6 protein-coding genes are annotated in these 9,547 nt (G+C 73.7%); 4 read left to right on the top strand and 2 right to left on the bottom strand.

All coding sequences use genetic code 11. The features are described from left to right. Window positions 1–860: cadherin repeat domain-containing protein (locus BLV24_RS19160; protein ID WP_143040366.1), on the bottom strand; the 860-nt coding region annotated here is incomplete at its 3' end. Window positions 861–1,023: 163 nt separating this feature from the next. Here BLV24_RS19160 and BLV24_RS19155 point away from each other — a divergent pair. The 4 genes from BLV24_RS19155 (at window position 1,024) to BLV24_RS19140 (ending at window position 8,166) form a co-directional block, all read left to right on the top strand. After that, entirely contained in the window at window positions 1,024–3,351 is a 2,328-nt protein-coding gene (locus tag BLV24_RS19155; RefSeq protein WP_143040365.1) for an ABC transporter transmembrane domain-containing protein, read from the top strand. After that, the gene (locus tag BLV24_RS19150) at window positions 3,348–5,531 is read left to right on the top strand and encodes a peptidase domain-containing ABC transporter (protein ID WP_092684837.1); all 2,184 of its coding nucleotides are present in this window, start codon (window positions 3,348–3,350) and stop codon (window positions 5,529–5,531) included. The genes BLV24_RS19155 and BLV24_RS19150 overlap by 4 nt, the downstream gene beginning before the upstream one ends. After that, window positions 5,528–6,898: an HlyD family type I secretion periplasmic adaptor subunit gene (locus tag BLV24_RS19145; RefSeq protein WP_092684835.1), complete on the top strand. Its 1,371-nt coding sequence runs from the start codon at window positions 5,528–5,530 to the stop codon at window positions 6,896–6,898. The genes BLV24_RS19150 and BLV24_RS19145 overlap by 4 nt, the downstream gene beginning before the upstream one ends. Window positions 6,899–7,272: 374 nt before the next feature. Then, complete coding sequence (locus tag BLV24_RS19140) at window positions 7,273–8,166, top strand: haloalkane dehalogenase (RefSeq protein ID WP_092684833.1); 894 nt, start codon at window positions 7,273–7,275, stop codon at window positions 8,164–8,166. An 81-nt stretch (window positions 8,167–8,247) separates the two neighbouring features. On the opposite strand, the gene BLV24_RS19135 is transcribed toward BLV24_RS19140, so the two are convergent. Next, the gene (locus BLV24_RS19135; protein WP_092684831.1) at window positions 8,248–8,919 is read right to left on the bottom strand and encodes a TetR/AcrR family transcriptional regulator; all 672 of its coding nucleotides are present in this window, start codon (window positions 8,917–8,919) and stop codon (window positions 8,248–8,250) included. Window positions 8,920–9,547 lie beyond the last annotated feature (628 nt).

Below are 9,547 nucleotides of genomic sequence, written 5' to 3'. Positions count from 1 at the left end.
GCGGCATGGGGCGTGGCGTTCCCCGCCGGGTCGGTGGCGGTGAGGACCAGGTCGACCTCGCCGCCGGCCTCGTGATCCAGCGCCACGCCGTCCTTGAGCTTGAGCGTGTCGCCGACGACCTCGAAGCGGGGATCGTCGACGCTCCAGGTCAGGGGCGCGCCCTCCGGGTCGGTCCCCGCGACGGTCCCGATGACGGCGCCGGGGGCGTTCTCGGCCACGGCGGTTCCGGTCAGGGCGAGGCCGGTCGGGGCCTCGTCCAGATCGGACCCCGGATCCGTCTGCTCATCCTCGTCGCCCTCCTCGGACGATGCGCCGTCCTCCTTGTCCCGGTCAGGGGTGTCGCGGCGCGGCGTCTCGTCCCCGTCTTGTTCCCCAGGCGCGGAGTCGACCGTCGGCGGCGCCGCGAACGCCGCGGCGGGTCTCGCCCGATCAGCCTCGCCGAAGAGGTTGATCGGGTCCGGCGCCGACACGTCCATCCGGCCCGGAGGCGCGAGAAACAGGTTGAGAGCCGACGGCGCGACATCCGGCGCCGCTGCGTCCGTCGACGGAATCGACGTCGCCGCGAAGCTCGAGACCGGGGAGGGCGTCCAGTCCTCCAGCGGCGACAGCCCCGCGGCCTGGGGCGCGGGGCCTGACCCGGCGCTGCTAGTCGCGCCCGCGCCGCGGTCCGAAGGTCGCGCATCCAGCCCGCTCTCCACCGCCTGGTCGCCGCCATAGTGCAGCGTGGCCTCCCCGCGATCGCGGGTCTCGCCTTCCATCTTCGGGGCGAGCTCCTGCTCCAGCGCCTTGCGCCGCTGCGCCGTGTCCATGGAACCGGCGCCCGGAACCGCCCCCGTCGTCTTGTCGAAACTGTCGCTCATCGCATCCTCACCCGTCACCCGGGCGCAGAAGACGACGAAAACGGAAAGAAATTGCGAACGCGGAGACCTGTGGCGACGCCGTCGCGGCGAAATCGAATGTTAAGCATCATCGCGGCACATGAGGGCTTCTGCATGAAGCGCCGTGATACGAACAGGTGAAGTCTTGACCGCAACGCAGAGTCAGCAGCTCCGGCTCCAGGCCGGGCAGGCCTTGCCGACGCCGCCTCCCATGGGGGGGGCGGTGGCCGCGGCGTCGCTGGGCATCAACCTGCTGGCGCTGGCCCTGCCGCTGGCGCTGCTGCAGGTTTTCGACCGGGTTCTGCCGAACCAGTCGGACTCGACGCTAATGGTGCTGTTCGGCGCGCTGCTGGTGGCCGCGGCGCTGGATTTCGCCTTGCGGCTGGCGCGGCTCGGTCTGCTCGGCGACACCGGGGAACGGTACGAGCTTCGGCTGACCGACGCGGTGACCGCCCGGATGCTCGACGCCGACCCCGCCGCTTTCGAGGCGGTGACCGGCGGCGCGCATCTTGACCGAATCAACGCCATCGCCCAGCTTCGGGATCATTACGGCGGGCAGGGGCGGCTGCTGGCGCTCGACATCCCCTTCGCCGCGGTCTTCGTGGGGTTGATCGGGTTGATCGGCGGTCCGCTGGCGCTGGCGCCGCTGGGCTGCATCTGCGCGCTGGCGCTGGCGAGCGCGGGGCTGCGGCGGTTGCAGGCGCCGGCGCTGGCCGGGCGGGAATCGGTCGACCGACGCCGCTACTCCTTCCTGATGGAGTCCCTGGGCCAGATCGAAACGATGAAGGCCCACGCGATGGAGCCGCGGATGATGCGCCGCTACGAGCTCCTGCAAAGCCAGGCCGAGCGGGCGAGCCGGCGGCTGATCTGGGCCTCGGGCATGACCCAGGCGGTGTCCGCGGTGCTCTCCCAGGTCGGGATCGCGGCGATGGCGGCGACGGGCGGGCTTCTGGCGGTGCAGGGGCGCCTCGGCATCGCCGAGATCGCCGCCTGCATGCTGCTCAACGGACGCGCGATGCAGCCGATGAGCCGGGTGGTGGGGCTGTGGGTCCAGCGCGCGCATCTGCAGGCCGCGGAGGCGCGCCTGAAGGAGGTCGAATCGCTGGCTCCCGACGCGGCGCTGATGGCGTCGGAACGACCGGGCGCGATGTTCGGGCGGGTCTCGGTGGAGGGCGTCAGGCTCGGCATGGGAGGCGAGGCCGGCGCGCGGAACGTGAGCTTCATCGCCCGGCCTGGAGGTTGCGTGGCGCTGACCGGGGCGTCGGGCGACGAGGGCTCGACCCTGCTGCGCATGGTGGCGGGGGAGGTCGCGCCGGGCGCCGGCGCGGTGCGCATCGACGGCCAGCCCGCGCAGCGGTTCGCGCATATGCGCGGGCGACGCGGCGTGGTGCTGGTCGACGGGCGCGCGGCGCTGTTCGAGGGGACCTTGCTGGACAACCTCTCCATGTTCGGGGACGCCGAAGCGAGGGACGCGGGGATGGAGGCGGCGCGCCGGATCGGCCTGGGCGAGCAGATCGATCGCCTGCCGCTGGGCTTCGACACTCCGGCGCTGATTCGCGGGCGTCTGGCGGGCACTCTGGGTTTCGCGCAGCGCATCGCGATCGCCCGCGCGATCGCCTGCGATCCCCGGATCCTGCTGTTCGACGAGGCCAACACGGCGCTGGACCTGGTCGCGGATCGCCAGCTGATGGCGGCGTTGGAGGCGCTGCGCGGACGCACGACGCTGATCCTCTCGACCCGCCGCCCCTCCTACCTGGCGCTCGCCGACGAGGTGATCGACCTGTCCGGCCATGATCTCGATGCGACCCCGGCGGAGGCGTCCGCCGCACCGTCGCCGGCCGCGCCTTCGGCGGAAGCGGAGCGGTGGTCGGATGATCTCGCGGAGGAGCGGGGGCAGGCCGCCTCCGGCGCACGGGCCGCGGTCGGCGCGTCGGGGGAGGTTTCCGGGCCCGAGCCGGCGCCGCCCCCCGCCGGGCGTCCCGGGCGCCCGGCGTCGGTGCGATCGGCCGTTCCGAAAATTGCTGCGCCCCCCGAAATTCGCTCGGCCGCGTCAAGGCGCGCGGCCGCCGGCGCCGCGTCGCCCTCCATCCGCCCGGAGGCGCGGCGTCCGTCGAAATCGGTCGCCGCCTCGGCCTGGATGGCGGGCGGCCTGCAGGCGTCCCCGTCTGCGCATGGGGATTCGGCGCCGGCTGCGCGCCCCGCCGGCGCCCGGCTCGGCGAACCCGGCGATCCGCCCCGCCAGGCCGTCGGCCCGGAGCGCGCCCGCAATCGTCCCATCCTGTCCGCCTCGCCGCAGCCTGCGGAGCCCGACATGTTCAACGTATTTCGGGAACCGCCCGCGGGCGCGGCGAAGGCGGTTTCGCGCGCGGAGCTCGACGCCTGGACGCGTGATCTCGCCGAGGAGCTGGCCGCGACGCTCGCCCCCAGGCGGGGCGGCGAGCGTTGGGGCGATGCGGCGGAGCACGCCTCGTGACCGCCGTCGCGACCCGCCCGGAGACCGCCGGCCCGGCGGCCGATGGCGAGCCCGGCGCGGCCGTTCCGCGGCGCGCCCACCTGTCCCCCGCGGCGGCGCGGGATCTGCTCGCCGGGCTGGTCCGCGCCGCCGGCTGGCAGGGCGACGCCCGCGCCGTCGCCGACGCGCTGCCCCATGAACGGCCGGCGATGCGGGCGCATGACCTGATGCGCGCGCTCGGAAATCTCGGCATCCGGCTGGAAACGGCGGAGGCGAGCCTCGACGACATTCAGGCCGCCGACTGCCCCTGCCTGTTCCTCGCCGACGATTCGCCCCCGCTCGCCGTGCTGGCCCGCAGGGACGACCGGATCCAGGTGCTCGCCCCCGGCTACGACGCGCCGCACTGGGTCGCGCCGGTCCGGAATACGGGCACGGCGGTCAGGGTCGGCCGGGCCGAGCGGCCGGGCGAGGACGGGACCGCGGGCCCGGCCTTCTCGCTCAGCGCCTTCCTGCGGGCCCATGGGGGGGTTATCGGCGGGCTCGTGGTGGCCTCGCTGATGATCAACCTCATGGCCTTCGCCACGCCGATGTTCGTGATGACGCTATATGACCACGTGATCCCGACGCGCTCCGAATCCTTGCTGGGGGCCCTGGTCATCGGGCTCGTTCTGGCCTTCGCCTTCGACGCGGTGTTCCGCATGATCCGCACCAAGGCCCTGGTTCATGCCGGCGCGCGGATCGAACGCGGGCTGGTGCTGGGGCTGTTCGCCAAGCTCTGCACCCTGCCCATGTCCACGCTGTCGCGCGCGGACCTCGGCCAGCACATCGCCCGGTTCCGGCAGTTCGAGAGCCTGCGCGACGCTTTCGTCGGGCCGGCGGTGGCGGCGGTGCTGGATCTGCCTTTCGCGGTGATCTTCCTGGCCGCCATCTTCGCCTTCGCCCCGGCCGTGGGGTGGCTGATCCTGGCGCTGGTCGCGACCTTCGTGGCGGTCGGCTTCGGCGCATTGCCCCTGTCCCGCCGCCTGGCGCGGGAGGCCGGCGCCGCCCGCGCCGCCCATCAGCGCCTGATGATGGAGATCGCCGCCAACCAGCGCGAGATCCGCAGGCTGGGCGCGCAGGACGCCTGGCGCGCACGGGCCCGCCCCCTGGCGGCGGAGGCGGCGGCGACCGCGCGCCGCTCCCGCCAACTCGCCGGGGCGCTGCAGGCCTTCGGGCAGATGCTGATGACCGTGGCCGGCGTCGGCGCGGTGGTCTGGGGGGCGGAGGCCGCGATGCGGGGCGAAATGACCCTCGGCGCGCTGATCGCGACGATGACCCTGGTCTGGCGCGTCCTCGCTCCGTTCCAGGCGCTGTTCGTCGCGGCCCCGCAGCTCGACAGCCAGCACCGGGGCGGCAAGCAGGCCGACGCCATGCTCTCCCAGCCGGGCGAGCACATGCGCGGCGCCGCGCGCGTCCGCCATGGCGGGCTTCGGGGAGAGCTGCGCTTCAACGCCGTCGTCTTCCGATACGAGCCGGGGGCGGACCCGGTGCTGGCCGGGGTCTCCGCCGCCGCGCGGGATGGCGAGATCCTGATGATCCCCGGCCGGAACGGCGCCGGAAAGTCCACGCTGCTGCGGCTGGCCGCGGCCCTGTGGCGTCCCGCGGCCGGGTCGATCTCGATCGGCGGAATCGACCTGCGGCAGGTGGCCGTGGACGACCTGCGCGCCAGCCTCGCCTATGTCGGCCAGTCGCCGGAATTCTTCCACGGCACGGTGCGCCAGAACCTGGCCCTGGCCGAGCCGCTGGCCGATGGGCCCGCGATGATGCGCGCCCTGCGCGAAGCGGGGATCGAGGACGAGATCGCCGCCCTGCCGGAAGGGCTCGACACCCGAATGACCGAGGGCCTGCGCCGCAGTCTCCCCCCGTCGCTCTTGCAGGGCCTTACGCTGGCCCGCGCCTGGCTGAAGGATGCGCCGGTGGTTCTTCTGGACGAACCCGCCAACGGGCTGGACGAGGCCCGCGACGCGCTGCTGCTCGACAAGCTCCGCGGTTTGCAGGGGCGACGCACGGTGCTGATGGTGACGAACCGGCCGTCGCATCTCGCGCTGGCCGACCGCATCATCTATCTCGATCAGGGGCGGGTGGCGCTGGATGGCGCCGGAGAGAGCATGGTGCGCAAGGTCGCGGCCCTCAACGCCCTGCGGCTGGAGCCCCGGCCATGAGCGGCCTGTTGAACCGGCCTCGCCGCTCCGGCGTCTTCGAGCGTCGCCGCAGCCGGGACCGCGACGCGGCGCCGCGGCTGGCCCGCGCGCTGATCCTGACCATCGTGGCGCTGATCGGCGTCGGCCTGGTCTGGGCCGCCCGGACCGAGATCACCGAGCTGTCGCGCGCCGAAGCCCGGATCGTGCCGCTGGGCGAATTGCGGGTGGTCGAGCATCTCGAGGGCGGCATCCTGCAGGAGATCCTGGCGGCCGAGGGCGACCCCGTCGCCGCCGGCCAGGTGATCGCCCGCCTGTCCTCGGAGGCGCTGGACCTGGAGCGCAACAGCCTCGCCCTGCGGGAGGCCCGCGCGCTGGGCGACGCCACGCGCCTGCGGGCGCTGCTCGCGGCGCTGGACGCCTCCGCGCCGCCCGAGGGCGGGACGATCCCCGGCGCCCTGGCGCCCGAGGCCGCGGCCCTGGCGCTGCGCGCGCCGAAAGTGGCGGCGGAGGCCGCGGGGCTCTACCGCGCGCAGCTCGCCGCCTGGCGCGCCCAGGCCGAGGCGCTGCAGGCGCGGCGCCACGAGGCCGCGCGGGCGGCGGCTCTGGCCGAGGAACGCCGCGACAGCCTGGCGGAGCGTCAGAAGCTGATGGAGGCGCGGCACGCGATGTCGCAAACTCTGGCGCGCAGCGGCCGGGTCAGCCGCGCCACGGAAATGGAACTGGGGATCAGCCTCTCGGAGATCCGCGGCGACCGGATGGAGGCGGAGGCCGACCTGCATGCCGCCCTGGTGTCCGAGCGTGAGGCGCGCCGCGCCGCGCTGGACCTGTCGCTGAGCGCGCGGGAGGGTTGGCTGGCCGAACTGACCGAGGCCGATGAGGCGCTTGGACTGGCCCGCGAGGCGCTGGCCGACAACGCCGCGCGGCGCGCCCGGCTGGAGCTGCGCGCCCCGGTCGCCGGGCGCATCCAGTCCCTCGGGGTCCGCGCCCCCGGGGAGGTGATCGAGCCCGGCGGCGCGGTGGCCGAAATCCTGCCGACCGAGCTTTCGCTGGCGGCCGAGGCGCGGCTCTCGCCGCTCGACATCGGCCATGTCGCGCCGGGCGCCCCGGTCGAGCTGAAGCTGACCACCTTCGACGAGAAACGCTTCGGCTCGGTGCAGGGCGAGGTCGTCGATATCGCCCCGACCTCCAGCGAGGACGAGGAGGGGCGCACCTATTTCCGGGTGGTCGTGGCGCTGGACGCCCAGACCATCGGCGCCGGCGACGACACGCGCCCGCTCCGCGCGGGGATGGAGGCCCGGGCCGAGATCCGGACCGCGAGCCGCACGGTCCTGACCTACCTGCTCAAACCGGTGGAAAGGACCTTCGGGAGCGCCTTTCACGAACGGTGATCGCGCGGCGATCCCGCAGGAAACGCCGCCTCCGACAAGCCGCTTGCAGCGGAGGCGCCGCCGCGTGCATGGTCCCGCCTGTCGCGGGGACCATTCGCCCGCGCCTCTCCGCGTCGATGCCCGGCCCCCGGCATCGCCCTTGCGGCACGCGCTTGAAGCGGGCGGGGCGGCATGCCGGCGACGCGGGATACCGGGCCGGACCACGGCCTCGGCCGGCGTCCCGGACGACAGGCCGAAGGCGCCCCATGCTTTCGGCGCCGCCCAGGCCCGCCCGCCTCCGCCATCCGGCCGGAAGGCCGCCGCGGGCCGAGACCAGATGACCCGGGACGCCGCGCTGGCCGACCCGGGCGCCCACCTCCAGGGAGGAGCCCGACATGACCCCCGAGACCGACATCGACCCGACCCCCTTCGCCGCGAAGAAACATCTCGAGATCAAGGGCCGCCGCATGGCCTATATCGACGAGGGGCGCGGCGACCCGATCGTCTTCCAGCACGGCAACCCGACCTCGTCCTACCTGTGGCGCAACGTCATGCGCCGCTGCGAAGGGCTGGGCCGGCTGATCGCCTGCGACCTGATCGGCATGGGCGATTCCGACAAGCTCCCGGACTCCGGGCCCGACCGCTACACCTTTGCCGAACAACGGGAATTCCTCTTCGCCCTGTGGGAGGAGCTGGGGATCGACCGCGCCGTTCTGGTGCTGCATGACTGGGGCTCCGCGCTGGGGTTCGACTGGGCGGCGCGCCATCCCGAAAAGCTGCGCGGCATCGCCTACATGGAGGCCATCGTCACGCCGCTGACCTGGGACGACTGGCCGGAGGAGGCGCGCAAGGTGTTCGGCGGCTTCCGCTCGGACGCCGGCGAGACCATGGTGCTGGAGAAGAACATTTTCGTGGAGGGCGTGCTGCCGAACTCGGTGCTGCGGGGCCTGACGGAGGCCGAGATGGCCGAATACCGCCGCCCCTTCGAGACCCCGGGGGAGGACCGGCGCCCGACCCTGACCTGGCCGCGGCAGATTCCCATCGAGGGGACGCCGGCCGACGTCACGGCGGTGGTCGAGCGCTACGGCGCCTGGCTCGCGGCCAGCCCGGTTCCCAAGCTTTTCGTCAACGCCGAGCCGGGGTCCATTCTGCGGGGCAGGGCGCGGGACTTCTGCCGGACCTGGCCGGCGCAGACCGAGGTCACCGTCCCCGGCTCCCATTTCATCCAGGAGGATTCGCCGGCGGCCATCGGCGACGCGGTGGCGGCCTTCGTGAAGGGGCTCGGCTGACCCGAGCGGCCGGCCTTCGCGACGCGTGCGAGGCCATTGACCGGTTGGTCATTCGCTGACGCGCGGCCTGCGCGTTCCGGCTCAAGGCCGGGGGGCGTAGGCGCGCATGAACACGCGTGCGGCCTCGCGCCCGATGCGGGCGAGCTCCGCTTCCGGCGGACGGGGGGCCGCCGACATCAGCGCGCAGAGCGAAAGCGGGTTCTTGATCAACCCCAGGAAATGCCAGGCGGCGTCCTGCGGATCGACGCCGTCCAGCGCGATCTCGCCCCGGGTCGCGCGCAGGGCCAGATGCTCGGCCAGCCGCTGGGCGCCGTAGAGCGGGCCGGCCTCGTAGAAGGTGCGGCCGATATCCGGAAACCGTTCCGAAACCGCGACCACCATGCGGAGCAGCGCCACATGCTCGGGCTCCAGCACCTCCGCGAGCAGGCGGGCGGCGAAACTGGACAGCGCCGTCTCAAGCCCGTCGTGGCGCCGGTCGAGGTCGGTCAGACGCTCGGCCGTGCTGCGTTGCAGGTCGACGATCAGGGCGCGGAACAGCGCCTCCTTGCTGTCGAAATAGACGTAGAGCGTGCCCTTGGACACGCCTGCTTCCCGCGCGATCCGCCCCATCGAAGCGGCGTCGAACCCGTGGGACAGGAACACCCGCCGGGCGCCGGCGAGGACCTGGGCGCGCTTGGCGCCGGTTTCGGCCGCGTCGGTTTCCGGGCCGGACGCGGGGTCCTTGGCGGCGTGGGGCGCGACGGGGCTGGCCATCTGGTTCGGGGACTCCGGAAACGTCGTTCGGGGCGGTCAGTCACCGCATAGCACGCCGGGCGCGCCCGCGCCGCAACCGACGGCGCTTTTCGCGCCTGCGTCGTCAGGGGGGGCGCGTTCGCTTGATTTCGAGCTGCGGAGGCGCCAAGTCAAGAAGTGACCGAACGGTTCGGTCACTATCTGAGTCGCGCCGCGACCGCGACCGCGACCGCATCGACGAAGACCGCATCGACGAGGGCCGGGGCGGCGCGGGCCTTCACGCAAACGCCGCCGCCGAGGCGGACGCCGCCCCCGCCGCCCGGAAGGCGCACGGCCAAGGTGGCATGATCCCGACCGCGCTATCACGGGGCGGGTGGAGGTGGTGACGCCAGGCTCGGACGCGGTGTTCGGCCTGCTGCCGCCGGAAAACGCGACGGGCGCCCTGTCCAAGGTGGCGCAGCGTCCGCCGGTCCGCGTCCCGCCCCTGCGGAGGTTGCGGCCGAAGGCGGATCGCGGCCGAGCATGTCAGTGATCGCCGCGCTGGACAGCCGGGCGGCGGAGGAGATGCGCGCGCGGGGCGCGCTCGACGCCTTGGGCAGGGGGCGAGCCCGCGCCTGAGCCGATGGCCGCCGGCGCCGACTGAGCCGGG

It is taken from the genome of Albimonas donghaensis (assembly GCF_900106695.1).
GTDB lineage: Bacteria > Pseudomonadota > Alphaproteobacteria > Rhodobacterales > Rhodobacteraceae > Albimonas > Albimonas donghaensis.
The sequence above is the reverse complement of the archived record's forward strand: the minus strand, read 5'-3'. Positions and strand labels throughout refer to the sequence as shown.

What these genes read in the sequence shown, in the direction of transcription:
- BLV24_RS19145 (WP_092684835.1), top strand. Translation starts at nt 5,528, where the DNA reads ATGAGCGGCCTGTTGAACCGGCCTCGCCGCTCCGGCGTCTTCGAGCGT.
- BLV24_RS19140 (WP_092684833.1), top strand. Translation starts at nt 7,273, where the DNA reads ATGACCCCCGAGACCGACATCGACCCGACCCCCTTCGCCGCGAAGAAA.
- BLV24_RS19135 (WP_092684831.1), bottom strand. Translation starts at nt 8,919, where the DNA reads ATGGCCAGCCCCGTCGCGCCCCACGCCGCCAAGGACCCCGCGTCCGGC.